This window comes from Salipiger sp. PrR003, assembly GCF_010500785.1.
Lineage (GTDB): Bacteria > Pseudomonadota > Alphaproteobacteria > Rhodobacterales > Rhodobacteraceae > Salipiger > Salipiger pacificus_A.
On the sequence record NZ_JAAGOV010000024.1, the window covers coordinates 44,089 to 61,027 of the forward strand.

The 16,939-nt window shown below is 68.3% G+C and carries 15 protein-coding genes; 5 read left to right on the forward strand and 10 right to left on the reverse strand.

Annotated features, from left to right (window positions below; genetic code table 11):
• Positions 1-23: 23 nt before the first annotated feature.
• From G0D83_RS02320 to G0D83_RS02340, 5 genes are read right to left on the reverse strand one after another with little or no spacing between them, the layout of a single operon-like run.
• On the reverse strand, positions 24-953 hold the full coding sequence (locus G0D83_RS02320) for an SMP-30/gluconolactonase/LRE family protein (RefSeq protein ID WP_164189146.1): 930 nt from the start codon (positions 951-953) through the stop codon (positions 24-26).
• Positions 950-1,885: an ABC transporter permease gene (locus G0D83_RS02325; protein WP_164189148.1), complete on the reverse strand. Its 936-nt coding sequence runs from the start codon at positions 1,883-1,885 to the stop codon at positions 950-952. The genes G0D83_RS02320 and G0D83_RS02325 overlap by 4 nt, the downstream gene beginning before the upstream one ends.
• Positions 1,886-1,895: 10 nt before the next feature.
• Entirely contained in the window at positions 1,896-2,825 is a 930-nt protein-coding gene (locus G0D83_RS02330; RefSeq protein ID WP_370457136.1) for an ABC transporter permease, read from the reverse strand.
• 1 nt (position 2,826) lies between these two features.
• Entirely contained in the window at positions 2,827-4,257 is a 1,431-nt protein-coding gene (locus G0D83_RS02335; protein ID WP_164189150.1) for a sugar ABC transporter ATP-binding protein, read from the reverse strand.
• A 6-nt stretch (positions 4,258-4,263) separates the two neighbouring features.
• Positions 4,264-5,274, reverse strand: coding sequence for an ABC transporter substrate-binding protein (locus G0D83_RS02340; protein ID WP_108969112.1), 1,011 nt, complete (start codon positions 5,272-5,274; stop codon positions 4,264-4,266).
• Positions 5,275-5,486: 212 nt separating this feature from the next.
• Between G0D83_RS02340 and G0D83_RS02345 the strand changes: the two genes are divergently transcribed.
• The 5 genes from G0D83_RS02345 to G0D83_RS02365 all read left to right on the forward strand — a co-directional run bounded on the left by G0D83_RS02345 (position 5,487) and on the right by G0D83_RS02365 (position 11,679).
• Positions 5,487-6,719, forward strand: coding sequence for an ATP-binding protein (locus G0D83_RS02345; protein ID WP_164189152.1), 1,233 nt, complete (start codon positions 5,487-5,489; stop codon positions 6,717-6,719).
• A gap of 30 nt (positions 6,720-6,749) precedes the next feature.
• The gene (locus G0D83_RS02350; RefSeq protein ID WP_108969109.1) at positions 6,750-7,475 is read left to right on the forward strand and encodes a response regulator; all 726 of its coding nucleotides are present in this window, start codon (positions 6,750-6,752) and stop codon (positions 7,473-7,475) included.
• A gap of 175 nt (positions 7,476-7,650) precedes the next feature.
• Positions 7,651-10,005: a Tex family protein gene (locus tag G0D83_RS02355; RefSeq protein ID WP_164189154.1), complete on the forward strand. Its 2,355-nt coding sequence runs from the start codon at positions 7,651-7,653 to the stop codon at positions 10,003-10,005.
• A 122-nt stretch (positions 10,006-10,127) separates the two neighbouring features.
• The gene (locus G0D83_RS02360) at positions 10,128-10,430 is read left to right on the forward strand and encodes a DUF1992 domain-containing protein (RefSeq protein ID WP_164189156.1); all 303 of its coding nucleotides are present in this window, start codon (positions 10,128-10,130) and stop codon (positions 10,428-10,430) included.
• Positions 10,431-10,485: 55 nt separating this feature from the next.
• Positions 10,486-11,679 carry a bifunctional 2-polyprenyl-6-hydroxyphenol methylase/3-demethylubiquinol 3-O-methyltransferase UbiG gene (locus G0D83_RS02365; protein ID WP_164189158.1) on the forward strand — a complete coding sequence of 398 codons (1,194 nt, stop codon included), beginning with the start codon at positions 10,486-10,488 and terminating at the stop codon, positions 11,677-11,679.
• Between the two features lie 31 nt (positions 11,680-11,710).
• Here the strand turns inward: G0D83_RS02365 and G0D83_RS02370 are convergent, their stop codons facing one another.
• From G0D83_RS02370 to G0D83_RS02390, 5 genes are all read right to left on the reverse strand, one after another.
• Positions 11,711-12,943, reverse strand: a complete 1,233-nt coding sequence (locus G0D83_RS02370; protein WP_164189160.1) for a phenylacetate--CoA ligase family protein — start codon at positions 12,941-12,943, stop codon at positions 11,711-11,713.
• A gap of 24 nt (positions 12,944-12,967) precedes the next feature.
• Entirely contained in the window at positions 12,968-13,543 is a 576-nt protein-coding gene (gene thpR / locus G0D83_RS02375) for an RNA 2',3'-cyclic phosphodiesterase (RefSeq protein ID WP_164189162.1), read from the reverse strand.
• Complete coding sequence (locus G0D83_RS02380) at positions 13,544-14,398, reverse strand: ABC transporter ATP-binding protein (RefSeq protein ID WP_108969896.1); 855 nt, start codon at positions 14,396-14,398, stop codon at positions 13,544-13,546.
• A 65-nt stretch (positions 14,399-14,463) separates the two neighbouring features.
• Complete coding sequence (locus G0D83_RS02385) at positions 14,464-15,756, reverse strand: ABC transporter substrate-binding protein (protein WP_164189164.1); 1,293 nt, start codon at positions 15,754-15,756, stop codon at positions 14,464-14,466.
• A 53-nt stretch (positions 15,757-15,809) separates the two neighbouring features.
• Positions 15,810-16,886, reverse strand: a complete 1,077-nt coding sequence (locus G0D83_RS02390; protein WP_108969096.1) for a branched-chain amino acid ABC transporter permease — start codon at positions 16,884-16,886, stop codon at positions 15,810-15,812.
• Positions 16,887-16,939 lie beyond the last annotated feature (53 nt).

The following is a 16,939-nucleotide window of genomic DNA, read 5'->3' on the forward strand; positions in this document are numbered from 1 at the left end:
CGCCCCTTTTTTGCCGCTTGCCGTCAGCGGCCGCTGCGGGTCCAGGGCTCCGCGCCCTTCACGTCGACGAAGACGCGGTACACCGAACTGGTCGCGGTGATATACATGCGCTGACCGTCCGGCCCTCCGAAGCAGAGGTTGGCCACCACCTCGGGCACGAGGATCTTGCCCAGCAGCGTGCCGTCCGAGGCAAAGCAATGCACCCCGTCCCCGGCGGACGACCAGAGGTTGCCGAGCGCATCGCAGCGCATCCCGTCCGGCAAGCCGCAATCGAGCGTGGCGAAATCTCCCAGCGGTGTAAGCGCGTCGCCGTCGACGGCGTACTTGCGGATGACCGGGGGCACGGTGTCGTCATGGCTCGATCCGCTCTCAGCGACGTAGAGGATCGACTCGTCCGGCGAGAAGCAGAGCCCGTTCGGCTGGGCAAAATCCGAGATCACCGGCACCGGCGCGCCACCCTCCGGCGGGATGCGGAAGACGTGGCGGGCGGGTTGCTCCGGCTCGGCGCGGTTGCCCTCGAAATTGGAGATGATGCCGTATGTGGGATCGGTGAACCACACGGCGCCGTCAGAGCTTGCCACCACGTCGTTGGGCGAGTTGAGCCGCTTTCCGTCGTGCTCGGCGGCCAGCACGGTCAGCGACCCATCGTATTCGGTCCGCACCACGTCCCGCGTGCCGTGCCGACAACCCACCAGCCGTCCCCAGGGATCTCGCGTATTGCCGTTGTTGAACTGGCTTTGCGCGCGGTAGACGCTGAGCCCCTGCCCTTCGGTCCACTGGTACAGCGTCTGCGAAGGGATTTCGGAGAAGATCAGCGCGTTCCGATCGCCGAACCAGACCGGCCCTTCGGTCCAGGTGAAGCCGGTGCAGAGCTGCTCGAGTTTGCCCATCGGGTGCACGAGGCTGCGGAACCTTTCGTCATGGATTTCCAGATGCTCGGGTGTGCGGATCATCTCTGGACCCTCCTCGTGCTGGCGGCAATGACGATGCCGATGATGATGAGACCGGTCAGCACCATGCGCACCCCGGCGCCCGCGCCATAGGAGTTGAGCATGGAGACGACGAGGAACATGAAAAGCGAGGCACCCCAGACGCCGGGCACGTTGGACATGCCCCCGGCGATCGAGGTGCCGCCGATGACCACCACGGCGATCGACATCAGAAGATACTCGGCCCCCATGTTGAGCGCCGCGCCGCCCGAGAAGCTCGCCAGCAGGTAGCCGGCGATGGCGGCAAAGACGGTGACCGCGACATAGGTGGCCGCCCGCACCGCCTCGACCGGCACGCCGGCGAGCCGCGCGGCGCGCAGGTTCTGCCCCGAGGCAAGCAGCCAGCGCCCCCAGACCGAGCGTTCGAGCAGCAGCCAGATCAGGATCGACAGGCCAAGCCCCACCAGCGCCACGTTGGGGATCCCGAAGCTGCGGCCCGTGGCGAAGTCGGCCAGCCCGGCGGGCGGCTTGATGCGCAGGCCCCGGTTCGACCAGATCGCCAGCGACTGGTAGACGAGCGAGGCGGCGAGCGTGGCGATGATGGGCGGCAGTCGCAGCAGGTAGATCAGCGCGAAATTGGCCAGCCCTGTGCCAAGGCCGACGAGGATCGCCACCCCCAGCCCCATCCACGCTGTGCCGGGATCAGACCCCATGGCCTTCAGCGCCAAGGTGCCTGAGAGCGTCATGGTGGCCGGGATCGACAGATCCACGTTGCCCGGACCGAGCGTGATCACCAGCATCTGGCCAAGCCCGACGATGGCCGCAAAGGCGCCAAAGCTGAGCGCGGCATAGGCGAGCTCTCCGGCGCCGCGCCCCTCGGTCAGTGCCACGGTGAGCGCGAAGGCAGCGGCGGCGGCGACCCAGGACCAGAGCCAGGGTTTCTGTATCAGTTTCATGCGCGCCTCCTCATGCCTGCGCGTCGCGGCGGGTGAAGAGCAGCCGCGCCGTCAGGACTAGGATCAGGATCGCCCCCTGCGCGCCGATCTGCCAATCGGGCGAGAGCCGCAGGAAGCTCAGGAAGGAGGCCGCGAGCGTCAGCGTCAGCGCACCGATCACCGCGCCCACCGGGCTCACCTTGCCTCCGGTGAACTCGCCGCCGCCGAGGATCACCCCCGCGATGCTGAGCAGCGTGTAGCGCAGCGCGATATTGGCATCCGCCGAGGTGGTGAGCCCCACCAGCGCCATGCCCGCAAAGACCCCGAAGAGCCCCGCAAGGCCATAGGCCAGCGCCTTGAGCCGCACCACCGGCCAGCCGGCGCGCTCGACCGAACGGGCATTGCCCCCGACGCCGCGCAGCACGGTGCCGATGCCGGAGCGGATCACCACGAGATGGGTCACCAGGGCGATGAGCACCGCGGCGCAGACGGCCATGGGAATGTAGGGCGGCTTGACGGTCATCAGGGTGCGCAGCCAGCCCGGGCTCTCGCCGCCGGGGCTGGGCAGGATGAAGAGAGCCAGCCCGCCCCAGACGAAGGACATCCCCAGCGTCACAACAATGGCCGGCAGATCGAGCGCATGGATCACCGCACCAAGAGCGGCGTAGCACAGCACCAGCGCCAGCAGGATCAGCACGCCGAGCATGGGACTGTCGTTGAGGAAGGTCGCCGTCACGCAGGCCACCAGCGAGACGAAGGCCCCGAGCGACAGGTCGATGTCGTTGACCATGATGATCATCATCTGCGCGATGGTCGCCAGCGCGATCGGCACCGCGAGGTTGAACAGCAGGTTGATGCCGAAGTAGCTCATCGCCCGCGGCTGCATGTAGAAGGTCGCCGCCAGCAGCACCGCCAGCGAGACCACGGGCAGCAGAATCCGGTATTTCGCGAAGAGCTTCACGTCACGCCCCTTCCATCTCGAAGGAGGCCTCGAGGATACGCTCCTCGGTGATCTGATCGCCGGTCAGCTCGGCAGAGATCTCGCCATCGCGGAACACGAAGACCCGGTCGCATTGGCAGACCTCTTCTGTCTCGGTGGAATACCACAGGAAGGTGCGGCCCCGGGCGGCCTCGGCGCGGATCATGGCATAGACGTCCTGTTTGGTGCCCACGTCGACCCCGCGCATCGGATCGTCCATCACCACCACCGGGGCGGAGGAGGCGAGCGCGCGGGCGAAGAGCACCTTTTGCTGGTTGCCGCCCGAGAGCGACAGGATGGGGTTGGTCACGTCATCGGTGCGGATGCCGATGCGTTTCTTCCACTCGGCGACGATCTCGGCCTCACGGCTCCGGTCGACCATGCCCCGCCGCGCGATCTGCGGCAGGATCGAGATCGAGGCATTGCGCAGAATGGACCAGAGCGGCAGCACGCCGTCCCGGCCCCGGTCCCCGGCGACAAACACCATCCCCGCCGCGCGCGGGCTGCGCCACGACGAGGTGGCCCCGAGGTAGAGCCGGGCCAGCGCCTCGGCCTGCCCGTGGCCCGCGAGCCCAGAAAGGCCGACAATCTCGCCCTTGCGGGCGCGCAGGCCCTCGGGGGTATGCAGCACTTCCTCGCCCTGCACGCGCGTGGCCTGCGCCGCTGCGGCCTCGCTCGCCACATGGCCCATGGCGTCGACAAGCCCCTGCCGGGTGAAGTCCCTCGCCGGGCGTTCGGCCACCACCTTGCCGTCCTTCATCACGATGATGCGGGTGGCGACCTCGAAGATCTCGCCCAGCATGTGCGAGATGAAGATCACCGCGCCTCCGCCCGCGCAGAACCGCTTGATATGGCTCAGCAGCTGTTCGGCGATCCCAGCATCGAGCGACGAGGTCGGCTCATCTAGGATCACCAGCCGCGCCTCGGTCCCGCGCGGCGCAAATCCGATGGCGATCTCGACCATCTGCCGCTCGGCGATGCTGAGCGTGTCAACCGCGGCGTCGGCGTCGATGCCATGGCCCGGAAAGACCTCATCCAGCGCGGCGCGGATCTCGGCCCGCGCGGCGGCGCGCCAGTTCATGCCCTTGAGCGCGGAATGCGAGATGCGCAGGTTTTCGGCCACCGTCAGGTTTGGGCAGAGCGAGAGCTCCTGGAACACCGAGCGCACCCCCGCGGCAAGCGCGGTCGCCGCGCCGGAGGCCGGGAAGTCGACGGAACCGGCGGAGGGCGCGAGCCCGCCATTGACCACGTTCACAAGCGTGGATTTCCCGGCGCCGTTGTGGCCGACGAGGCCGAGGCAGTCGCCGGGAGAGATGGACAGGCTCACGCCGTCGAGCGCCCTGACCGGACCGAAATGCTTGGCGGCCTCTGTCAGGGCGACGATCGGCGCAGCCGCGTGGGCTGCGGTACTCATGCTGGATTACATCGCCTCGGAGATCACGCCCTTGGCGTCGTCGAGCGAATAGACGGTATTGGCGACAGACCCCTCGGGCGTGCTCTCCAGCGCCTCGTCCAGCGTGTCCTGCGTCACCTTCAGGAAGGGCACGGTCAGATCCTTGGGCACCTCGGCCCCGTCGAGGATCTGCTGCGCCACCCAGAAGGCCAGCGAGGCCACGCCCGGCGCGATCGACAGCGAGAGCGTCTCATAGCCGTTGGCGTCGCGCTGGTCGGCCCACCATTGCATCTCGTCCTGGCGGTTGCCGAGCACGATCAGCGGGGTGTCGCGGCCGGCGGCCTTGAAGGCCTGCGCCGCGCCGTAGCCGTCGCCGCCCTGGGTCACCACGCCAACCACGTCGGGCAGTGAAGGCAGCACGCCCGCCACGGCCTTTTGCGCCACGTCTTGCGCCCAGTCCCCGTGCACCGAGCCGACGATCTCGAACTGGTCGTTCTCGCTCACGCCTTCCTCGATGCCCGCGTGGATCTCGTCATCGACGAAGACGCCGGCAAGGCCCCGGATCTCCAGCAGGTTGCCGCCCTCGGGCAGACGGGAAGCAAGGTAGTCCACCTGTTCCTTGCCCATCGCCTTGAAGTCCACCGCGATGCGCCAGGCGCAAGGCGCGGTGACGATCCCGTCGAAGCTGACCACGGTGACGCCCGCGTTGCAGGCTTCCTCCACGGCGCCGTTCAGAGCCGTCGGCGAGGCCGCGTTCAGGATGATCGCGTCATAGCCCTGCAGGATCATGTTCTGGATCTGCGCGGCCTGCTCCGTGGCCTGGTTCTCGGAGGTCGTATAGGCATCCGCCGCAGCGACCACGCCCTCCTCGACCGCCTTGGCGCCGACCTCCTCGAAGGTCTGCAGCATGGCCTGCCGCCACGAGTTGCCCGCGTAGTTGTTGGACAGCGCGATGCGCTTGCCCGAGGTGTCGGCGAACGCGCCGCCTGCCGCCATGGCAAGCCCCGCCGCGCCGAGCAGCATCATTGTCTTGGTCATATTCCCTCCCACCGCCCTATTCCGGACGTTCACTGGACGCCCGTCCTCCACGGGCACTCGCATGCTGCCGTGACCGAGGCCGCACGTAAAGTGTGCCCCCCGCAGATCACTTGCGGGTTTCCGCACCTCAACTGCGGGAAAGGGTGTTTTCTTCTTCACCAAGACAAGCCATCTTGCGGAGACGCGCAAGAGGAGGCGCGTGGGGAGGGATCATGAGTTCACCGCAGACGGCCGCGGCCGTACCCGCGCGCCGCGCGCCTTCGGGCGTGCAGCCCGGCGCCGCCGGCGTCTTTGCCGAGGCCTTCAAGCGGATGTCCGCGCGGCTCTCGAGCGAGGTCGAGATCGGCTCGGCGCTCACCGCCGTCGCGCCCGAGATAGCGACCGTGTTGCCCTTCAGCCATGTCGACATCTGCCTGCACGACACGCCCGGCTGGGTGGTGAGCTTCGAGGCGGGGATCGAGACGCGCTGGTCGCAGCGCCGCACCCGCGTGCAATATTCGCCGGTGCGCGACGTGCTGCAGGGGCGCAGCGCCGCGATGCTCTCGGCCAATGCCATGGAGGATCCGCAGCAGACCTTCCCCGGCGCCTGCTGCGAGCCGATCCTGAACCACCGGCTGCGCGCGCGGATCAACGTGCCGCTGCGGGTCATGGGCCGGGTCACCGGCACGCTCAATTTCTCGCATGGCACAGAGGGGTTCTACGGCCCCGAGCAGGTGCCTGTGGCGCAGGCGCTGGCGGATCTGCTCGCGCCTTGGTTCCACGCGCTGCACGGTGCGGCCAAGGCCAGCCAGGCGGCGCAGATGCGCGCCCGCGCGCAGGAACAGGCCGAGGGGCTGCGGCAGGGCGCGCTGGAGCTAACCCAGACTCTGGAGCAGGAGCGCCAACGCATCGGCATGGACCTGCACGACCAGACGCTCGCCGACCTCACCCGCATCCTGCGCGAGCTGACCGGCGAGGCGCCGCTCGACCGCGACCTGTTGGCCGAACGCGTGACCGACACGATCGACGACCTGCGCGCGCTGATCGACACCGCCGTCCCCACCCTGCTCGATCTTTTCGGCTTCGCCCACGCGGTCCGGGTGCATCTTGAACGCGCCGTCGGCGCCGAGGCCGTCGAGGTGGATGTCGAGGACGAGACAGATGGCGCCCCCGACCGTCTCGGCCCCACCGAGCGCACGGCGCTCTTCCGTATCGCGCAGGAGGCGATCAACAACGCCGCCCGCCACGCCGGCGCGCGGCGCATTCTCGTCACCGTCAGCTCCGAGCCGCAGAACCGTCTGCGCATCTGCATCAGCGACGACGGCATCGGTATCGACCCAGAGATCGGCCGCCGCTCGGGCCTGTCGCACCTGCGCACCCGCGCCCACCTGATCGGCGCGGATCTCGAAATCGTGGCGGATGCGGGCACCCGCGTCACCGTCACCCTTCCCGAAACCTCCGCATGAAAGACCAGTCCGCATGAAAGTCCTGCCCCGATGAAAGTCCTGCTTGTCGAGGATGACCAGTTCCACGCCTCCTACCTCCAGGACGCCCTCGCCGAGGCCCTGCCCGAGGTGACCGAAATGCTGCACGCCACCGACGGGGCGGCGGGCGAGGCCGAGGCCCGCGCCGCCCGCATCGAGGCGGTGGTGATGGACCTGCAGATGGATGGCCGCAACGGCATCGAGGCGGCCCGCGCGATCTGGGCCGAGCGGCCGGGCACGCGCATCCTCTTCTGGTCGAATTACTCCGACGAGGCCTACCTGCGCGGCATCTCCCGCATCGTGCCCGAGGACAGCGCCTATGGCTACGTGCTCAAGACCGCCACCCGCGAGCGGCTGAAGCTTGCGCTGCGCGCGGTGCTGCTTGAGGGCCAGATCATGGTGGACCGCGAGATCCACCGTCTGCAGCGCCGCAGTGCCTCGCCGCGCAACGCGCTCGACGACAGCGAATACGCGGTGCTGCTGGATCTGGCACTGGGGCTGCAGGACAAGCTCATCGCCGAGCGACGCGGCATGTCCTTGCGCACCGTGCAGAACCGGCTGCTGTCGCTCTACGATAAGCTCGGTGTGGACGGCGAGGACATTGGCCCGGCGCTCAACAAGCGGGTGAAGGCGCTGTCGCGCGCCTTCACAACTCGCACGCTGAACGTCGAGACGCTGGAGAGCGCGCAGCGCGACTACGAGCGCTGGCTGGCGGGGCGGGCAAGGTCGGTGCACTAGACGCATCGCGTCACCCGCCCGGAATCAAGCCGGAGGCGCCGGGCAGGCGCCCGCCCCGCTCACGTTGCACCCGGCCCTTTCGCGCAAGGATCAGCCGCCCCCAACGCGGCCTCTTGGCGCAGCCGCGCGGCGGGGCTACACCGGCCTTCCCGAAGACCCAAAGGAGACCGCCCCCGTGGACACCCAGACCCGTATCGCCAGCACCATCGCCCGGGAAATCCAGGCCAGTCCAAAGCAGGTGACGGCGGCGGTGGAGCTGCTCGACGGCGGCGCCACGGTGCCTTTCGTGGCGCGTTACCGCAAGGAAGTCACCGGCGGGCTCGACGACACCCAGCTGCGCAATCTCGCCGAGCGCCTCACCTACCTGCGCGAGCTCGAAAGCCGCCGAAAAGCCATCCGCGAGTCGATCAAGGAGCAGGGCAAGCTCACCGACGCGCTCGAGAAATCCATCGCCGGGGCCGAGACCAAGGCCACGCTCGAGGACATTTACCTGCCCTACAAGCCCAAGCGCCGCACCCGGGCAATGATCGCCCGCGAGAACGGGCTCGAGCCGCTGCTCCGGGCCATCGAGAGCGACCGTACCGCCGATCCTGCCAAGCTGGCCGAGGCATATCTCGGGGAAAACGTCGCCGACGCGAAGGCCGCGCTGGAAGGCGCCCGGGACATCCTCGGCGAGGAGCTGACCGAGAACGCCGCTCTCCTCGGCAGCCTGCGCGAGTTCATGCGTGCCGAGGCCTTCATCTCGGCCAAGGTCGCGCCCGGCAAGGAGCAGGAGGGCGCCAAGTTCTCCGACTATTTCGACCACCGCGAGAAATGGGCCGATATCCCCTCGCACCGCGCGCTGGCGATCCTGCGCGCCTCGAAGGAAGAGGTGGTCACTGTCGACATCGCGCCCGACCCCGAGGTCTCGACCCGCCGCGGCGAGGACATCGTGGCAAGCGCCATCGGCATTCGCGGCAACACGCCGGGCGATCAATGGCTGCGCGGGGTTGCCGACTGGACATGGCGCGTGAAGCTGAGCCTTTCCATGTATGTCGACCTGATGACCGAGCTGCGCCGCCGCGCCCATGAAGAGGCGATCAACGTCTTTGCCCGCAACCTCAAGGACCTGCTGCTCGCCGCCCCCGCCGGGTCGAAGGCGACGCTGGGCCTCGATCCCGGCATCCGCACCGGGGTGAAATGCGCCGTGGTGGACGCCACCGGCAAGCTGCTCGACACCGCAACGATCTATCCCTTCCAGCCGAAGAACGACACGCGCGGTGCCACCGCCGCGCTCATGGAGCTGATCTCGCGTCACAAGATCGAGCTCATCGCCATCGGCAACGGCACCGCCAGCCGCGAGACCGAACGGCTGGTGGGCGACGTGCTGAAACTGCTGCCCGCGAGCGTGAAAAAGCCGACCAAGGTGGTGGTCTCCGAGGCCGGCGCCTCGGTCTATTCGGCCTCTGAGACCGCAGCGAAGGAGTTCCCCGACCTCGACGTCTCGCTGCGGGGTGCCGTGTCGATCGCCCGCCGCCTGCAGGACCCGCTGGCCGAACTGGTGAAGATCGAACCCCAAAGCATCGGCGTCGGCCAGTACCAGCACGACGTCGACCAGCGCAAACTGGCGCAGTCGCTCGAGGCAGTGGTCGAGGATGCGGTGAACGCCGTGGGGGTCGATCTCAATACGGCCTCGGCGCCGTTGCTCGCCCATGTGGCGGGCCTCGGCCCGTCGCTGGCGCAATCCATCGTCAGCCACCGCGACAGCACCGGCGCTTTCTCTTCGCGCAAGGCACTGCTGAAGGTGGCGGGGCTGGGGCCGAAGGCCTTCGAGCAATGCGCCGGATTCCTACGCATCCGCGACGGGGCCGAGCCGCTCGATGCCTCCTCTGTGCACCCCGAAGCCTACGGCGTGGCGCGCAAGATCGTCGCCGCCTGTGGCCGCGACATACGGCAGATCATGGGCCAGCCGCAGGCGCTCAAGGGCCTGCGCGCCGAGGAGTTCGTCGATGGTGCCTTCGGCCTGCCCACGGTGCGAGACATCCTGTCGGAACTGGAAAAGCCCGGCCGCGACCCGCGACCCGATTTCGTCACCGCCAGCTTCACCGATGGCGTGGAAGAGATCACCGACCTGCGCCCCGGCATGATACTCGAAGGCACGGTGACCAATGTTGCCGCCTTCGGTGCCTTTGTCGACATCGGGGTGCATCAGGACGGGCTGGTGCACGTCAGCCAGCTCGCCGACCGCTTCGTCAAGGACCCGCATGAGGTGGTGAAGGCCGGCGACGTGGTGAAGGTGCGGGTGACCGAGGTCGATGTGCCGCGCAAGCGCATCGGCCTTTCGATGCGCAAGGACGGCGCGGGCCGCGAGGCCGCGCAGGAGCGGCGCGGCGCCCCCGACAAGGGCCCGCGCGGCAAAAGCGGCGCAGGCGGAGGCCGCGGCGGCAACGCCCCGCGCGGGCCGATGAGCGCCGCGCCGAAAGGTGGCAAGGGCGGCGGTCAAGGCGCGCTCGGCGCGGCGCTGCTGGACGCGATGAAGAAAAAGCCCTGAGAAATAGCCCAGGGCCGCACCGGCGCGGAGCGGGGCCAGTCGCCCCCCTTTCTCCGCGCCGGTCGCCGCGCTATGCTTGCCTCCATTCCGCTCACCTCTCTTTGCGCACGCATATCCCCACCATGGATCACCCGCTCATCGACCTGATCAATGCCCGCATCGCCAAGGCCGAAGCCGAGGGCGCCTTTGAGAACCTGCCCGGGGCGGGAAAGCCGCTGCCCGAGTGCGACGATCCGGAAAACGCGGTGCTGACCCGCATTCTCAAGGACAATGGCGCCGTGCCGCAGGCGGTGGCGCTCACCCGCGAGCTCGCAACCCTGCGCGAGGCGCTGCGCGAAACCTCCGACCGGGACCAGCGCCGCCGTCTCATAAAGGACATGGCGCTGCTCGAAACAAAGCTCGAGATCGCCCGCAAGTCACGCTGAGGCTTGGCCTATCTGCCCTGCCGTGCCAGAACGTCCGCACGGAAAGGGAGAGCGCATGGTCACGGTCAAGGAACAGTACGAGAGCTACCCCTATCCCGAGCGTGACCCGAAGGACGAGACCACCCGGCTCATAACAGGCTCGCCCTCGCACCCGCTCGAGATGGACCACTGGCTGTGGCGCGGCAGCCGCGACTGGTCGCAACCGCTGCGGGTGCTGGTCGCGGGCGGCGGCACTGGCGACGGGCTGATCCAGCTCGCCACTCTGCTGACCGCGGCGAAGAAACCCTACAAGATCACCTACCTCGACCTCTCGACCGCCTCGCGCGGGGTGGCCGAGGCGCGGGCCAAGGTCCGCGGCCTCAGCGGTATCACCTTTCACACCGCCAGCCTGCTCGACGCCGCGGACTACGGCAGTTTCGACTACATCGACTGCTGCGGCGTGCTGCACCACCTGCCCGACCCCAAGGCGGGCTTTGCCGCCCTGCGCGCCGCCCTCGCCCCCGGGGGTGGTCTCGGCTTCATGGTCTACGCGCCCTATGGTCGCTCCGGCGTCTACCCGCTGCAGGAGGCATTCGGCGCGCTCTTCGAGGGGCTGGCGCCGCAAGAGCGCCTTGCCCGCGCGCAGCGGCTCGTGGCCGATCTGCCCGAGGGACATCCGTTTGCCGCCAACCGCAATCTCGGCGATCACCACGCCTCGGATGCCGGGTTCTACGATTTGCTGCTGCACGGGCAGGACCGCAGCTACGCCGTCCCCGAGCTTCTGCAGACACTCGCGCAGACCGGCTGGCGGCTGGCCGGCTTCACCACGCCCGCGCTCTACGATCTGGCTCAGATCACCGAGGTTCCCGAAGGGATGGACGCGGCAACCCAGATGGCCACCGCGGAAAAGCTGCGCGGCACCATCCGGATGCACACCGCCTATGCCGTGCCCGCGGCGGCAGAGGACACCAGGGCCGCCCCCTCTGACCGCAAGCTGGTGCCGCACCTGCGTGGCGTGCAGCGCGCGGCGCTTGCGAAGGCCGTGGCGCAGGGCCGTCCGCTGCCGGTGAAGATAGGTGGGGTCCAGGCCACGCTGACGCTGCCCAAGGGCACCGCGCCGCTGCTTGCTGGCGTCGACGGTCGCCGCAGCCTGAGCGATATCGCGCAAGCCGCAAGGTTCGACCCGATCACCTTCGGCACCGGCTGGGCGCAGGTCCACAAGGCGCTGGAGCCTTGGGGCCTGCTTCTCTACTCGTCGCTGCTGCGCTGAGCGGCCGACTGCCTCGAGGCGCACGGCCCCGTCACTCGTAGCTACGCGCGTCCTCGATCACCACGCCGTCGCGAGGCAGCCCGCCGGGCGCCACCAGCTCGACCTTGCCCTTGAGTTTCAGCAGCTCCGTCACGCTGGCCTCGAAGGCTCCGGCATCGGGCGCGCCGCCCTGCCCCGAGGTCTCGATCCGCACGGTCATCACGTCCATTTCGCCCTCGCGGCTGGCGACGACCCGCGCCCGGCCAATCTCCGCATGGCGCGCGACCAGAGCCGCCACCTGCTCGGGGCGCACGAACATGCCCTTGATCTTCGTGGTCTGGTCGGCGCGTCCCATCCAGCCCTTAATGCGCATGTTGGAGCGTCCGCAGGGGCTCACCCCCGGCAGCACCGCCGACATGTCGCCGGTGGCGAAGCGGATCAGCGGGTAGTCGGGGTTGAGCGTGGTCACCACCACCTCGCCGACCTCGCCCTCGGCTACGGGATCGCCGGTGCCGGGGGTGACGATCTCGACGATCACCCGCTCGTCGACGATCATCCCCTCCATGCTCGGCGTCTCGTAGGCGATGAGGCCCAGATCGGCCGTGGCATAGCACTGCAGGCAGGCGATACCGCGCGCGGCGTAGAAGTCCCGCAGCGAGGGGAAGAGCGCCCCACCCGAGACCGCCGCCTTGGTGATCCCGAGCTCCACGCCCATGGCCTCAGCCTTGTCGAGGATGATCTTCAGATAGTCCGGCGTGCCCGCGTAGGCGGTGACCCCCACGTCCGCTGCCGCCTGCACCTGCAGCTCGGTCTGGCCGGTGCCGGCGGGCAGCACCGCCGCGCCGACCGCCCGAGCCCCGCTTTCAAAGATCATCCCGGCGGGGGTCAGGTGATAGCCGAAGCAGTTCTGCACGATGTCGCCCGTGCCGATGCCCGCCGCATGCAGGAAGCGCCCGAGCCGCCACCAGTCGTGCGCGATGCCACCCGGCTCGTAGATCGGCCCCGGCGACTGGAAGACATGCGCAAAGCCCGACACGGGCCGCGTGGTGAACCCGCCGAAGGGCGCAGCGCCCTTCTGCGCGCGGCCGAGGTCGGACTTGCGCAGCACCGGCAAGGCCGCGAGCGCCTCGCGGGTGGTGACGCTTGCCGCATCCACCCCCGCCAGCAGCTCCGCATAGCCCGGCAGCGCCTGCGCCCGGGCGATCTGCTCGGGCAGCGCCTCGGCCAGCGCCGCGGCGCGCTCCGCCGCGCTGCGCGTCTCCAGATCGTCGTAGTAACCGCTCATCCGAGCCTCCCTTCCAGCCCAGTCCTAACCTGCCCCGTCGCCGGCAGCACCGGGCGGGAGTGGCAGCGCATAGGCCGCCAATGTCTCGTAGATGGCCCCCTCGGGGGTCAGCGTCGAAGCGACGAGCCGCAGCTCCTCTGCCGCCTCTGCCCCGGTGGCGAGCGCAACCTGCCCCGCCACCGCCCGTTCAAACCGCGCCAGCGCCTCGCCGCGCAGCCCCGCACCGAAGCGCGTCAGTGTCACATGCGGCCGGAACCGCCGCCGCTCGAGTTCGATGCCCGCCGCCCGGCAGGCCCGCACGACGCGCCCTTGCAGGGCGACCAGCCCCGGCTCGCACGCGATCTCCGCTGCCAATAGCCGGGTCGCACGCCCGCCGAAACTCTCGAGCCCGGTCACCCGCAACCAGCACCCCGGCAGCGCCTGCCCCTCCAGCTCGAGGTGCAGCTCCCGCAGCTCCGCCTCCGCCACCTCGCCGAGGAAGGCCAGCGTCACATGCAGGTTCTCCTCGGGCACCGCGCGCCCCACCGGCAGAGCCTCCTGCACCGCCAGCAGCGGCGGGATCAGCGGCTCGGGCAAAGGCAGCGCGAGGAAGGCACGCATTCACGCCAGCCACCGTTTGCGGCGGCGGTAGGAGCGCACGTCGCGGAACGACTTGCGCCCCTCGTCAGACACGCCGAGGTAGAATTCCTTCACGTCCGGGTTCTCGCGCAGCGCCTGCGCCGGCCCGTCCATCACCACCCGGCCGTTCTCGAGGATGTAGCCGTAATGCGCGTAGCGCAGCGCCACGTTGGTGTTCTGCTCGGCCAGCAGGAAGGAGACGCCCTCGCCCTCGTTGACCGCTTTCACGATCTCGAAGATCTGCTCGACCAGCTGCGGCGCCAGCCCCATCGAGGGCTCGTCCAGCAGCACCATCTCTGGGCGCGACATCAGGGCACGGCCGATGGCGCACATCTGCTGCTCGCCTCCCGAGGTGTAGCCGGCCTGCGACTTCCGCCGCTCCTTGAGCCGCGGGAAATAGTCGTAGACCATCTCGAGATCGCGCAACACGGCGGCTTTCCCGTCGCGCCGTGTAAAGGCGCCGGTCATCAGGTTTTCCTCGACCGTCAGGTGCTCGAAGCAATGCCGCCCCTCCATCACCTGGATCACCCCGCGCTTGACCAGCGCCGCCGGGTCGAGGTCCTGCACCCGCTCGCCGCGATAGGAGATCGTGCCCTTGGTCACCTCGCCGCGTTCGGACTGCAGCAGGTTCGAGATCGCCTTCAGCGTGGTGGTCTTCCCCGCGCCGTTGCCGCCCAGAAGCGCGGTGATCCCGCCCTGCGGCACCGAGAGCGACACGCCCTTGAGAACGAGGATCACGTGGTTGTAGATCACCTCGATATTGTTGACCTCGAGCAGCCTGTCGCGCGCCGCGCCGTCGCGGGCCGAGGTCTGATCGCTTCGCACTCCGTCCAGCATCTTCTTCTCTTCCCAAATCCGCGAAATCCGGCGGCGACACCCGCGCCGCCGCCGGAGGTGTCAGCTCAGCCGCCGCACTCTTCGTTCACCGGCCAGGGCTGGTTGGCGTCGGCGTATTCCATTGCCGCCTTTTGCTCAAGCGGGGTGATCATGTCGCTGTCGGGCATGATCAGGTCAGACGCCTTGACGAATTTCTCGCCGTCCCATTCGAGAATCCAGCCACCCGAGTGGCCCGTGTGGTTGTCGCAGGAGGTGCTGAACGGCGGCACCATGCCGGCCATGCCCAGTTCCTCGAGCCGCTCCTCGGTGATGTCGAGGTTCTCGAGCCCCCAGCGCAGGTCCGCCGGCGTGATCTCGGGTTTGCCCGCGTGCTCCTGCGCCACCCGGATGCCCTCGCCGAGGATCATCGAGATGACCAGACCGCGCGAGTAGAAGACGCCCGACATCTCTTCGGCGTTGCTCTGGGTGTTGCCCGGCTCGACCACGTATTTCTGCAGGTCGGCCATGATCGGCGCCTCGGGATTGGGGAACGACCAGCTGACGGACTTGTAGCCCTTGCCGTCCTCGCCGACGATCTTGAGGTCGGCGTCATGCCCGGCCCACCAGACGCCCAGCATGTTCTCCATCGGGAACTTGGTCTTCACGGCCTCGGTGATTGCCCCGGCGTTCATCGCGCCCCAGCCCCACATGATCACGTAGTCCGGGCGCTCGCGGCGGATTTGCAGCCATTGCGCCGACTGGTTCTGCATTTCCTTGAGACCCACGGGGATCGGCACCAGCTCGAAGCCCTGCGCCTCTGCGGCCGCCTCGAGATAGGGCAGCGGCTCCTTGCCGAAGGGGTGATCGAGATGCAGGAAGGCGATCTTCTTGCCGCTGAGGTCGCCCTGCTCGCCCAGGTAGCGGATCAGGATCGAGGCGCCGTCCCAGTAGCTCAGCGGCGTGTTGAAGGCCCATTGGAACACCTTGCCGTCGGCCATCGGCGAGAAGCCGTAGCCCGGGGCGAGGATCGGGATCTCGTCCACGTTGGTCTTGGGCAGCACCTGCAGGGTGATGCCGGTGGACCAGGGCTGGGTCACGATCGCCTTGCCCTTGGTCTTCTCGTAGCACTCGACGCCCTTTTCGGTGGAATAACCGGTCTCGCATTCGTCGAAGTCGATGGCGATGCCGCCGATGCCGCCGTCGCGCGCGTTCATCAGCTCCATGTAGTCCTTCTGCCCGTTCATCAGCGGGATGCCGGTCGCCGCGAAAGGCCCGGTCCGATAGGCGAGGTTCGGCGCGTAAAGCCCCTCGGCCATGGCACTCCCGGCCATCAGGGCACCAAGCGCCGCGGCCCCCGCAAGTCTGGTCAACGTTTTCATCCTGTCTCCTCCCTGAGATCTTCGATGATATGGAAAGCCCGGCCCGCGTCTCCTCAGTGCGGGAAGGGCCAGATGATCAGCTTCTCCCGGATCAGCGCCCAGAGACGCGCGAGCCCGTGCGGCTCGATGATCAGGAAAAAGACGATGAGCGCGCCGACGATCATGATGTTGAGATGCTCGACCGTGGCCGAGCTGATCGGCAGCCCCAGCGCCTGCGGCACCGTGCCGAGCACGACCGGCAGGCCGACGATGAGGATCGCGCCCAGGTAGTTGCCGAGGATCGATCCCAGCCCGCCGATGATGGCGATGAAGAGGATACGGAAGCTCAGCGGAATGTCGAAGAGGTTGGGCTCGGCCGCGCCGCGCCACATGAAGACGAAGAGCGCGCCCGCCACGCCCACCACGTAGGACGAGACCGCAAAGGCTGTCAGCTTCGAACGCATCAGGTTGATGCCGATGAGCTCAGCGGCGATGTCCATGTCGCGCGTCGCCTTCCAGCTGCGCCCCAGCGTGCCGCGGGTGAGGTTGATGCAGAGCACGGTCATCAGCGTGACCACCGCCAGCACCACGTAGTACTGGGTGATCGAGCTGGCTTGCGGGCCGGCGACGTAAAGCCCGAACATGTCGAGGTTCGGCACCTGGATCGCACCCGAGGCGTTGTAGTTGTAGAGCCAGCCCCATTTCTCGAACAGCCAGACCAGGAAGAACTGCGCCGCCAGCGTGGCAATTGCGAGGTAAAACCCCTTGATCCGCAAAGAAGGAATGCCGAAGGCGACGCCCACGCCAGCGCTGAAGAAGCCCGACAGCAGGATGGCGATGATCGGGTTCATCCATGGAAATAGCGTCACCAGCTTGTAGCAGGCATAGGCGCCGACCCCCATGAAGGCCGCGGTGCCCAGCGACAGCTGCCCGGCGTAGCCGGTCAAAATGTTCAGCCCCTGCGCCGCCAGCGCGTAGATCAGGATAGGGATCAGCAATGTCTGGAAGGCGAACTCGCTGGCCGTGAGCGGAAAGACCACCCAGGCAAAGCCGAGGATCACCATCAGCAGCACCGCGTCCTGGCGGACCGGGAACAGCGCCATGTCCGACTTGTAGCTCGTCTTGAATTGCCCCGCCGTGCGATAGAGCATCGGTTTCTCCCTCTCCCGGCGCCGCTGCGCCGCTCCTTCAGGTCCGGCCGCGG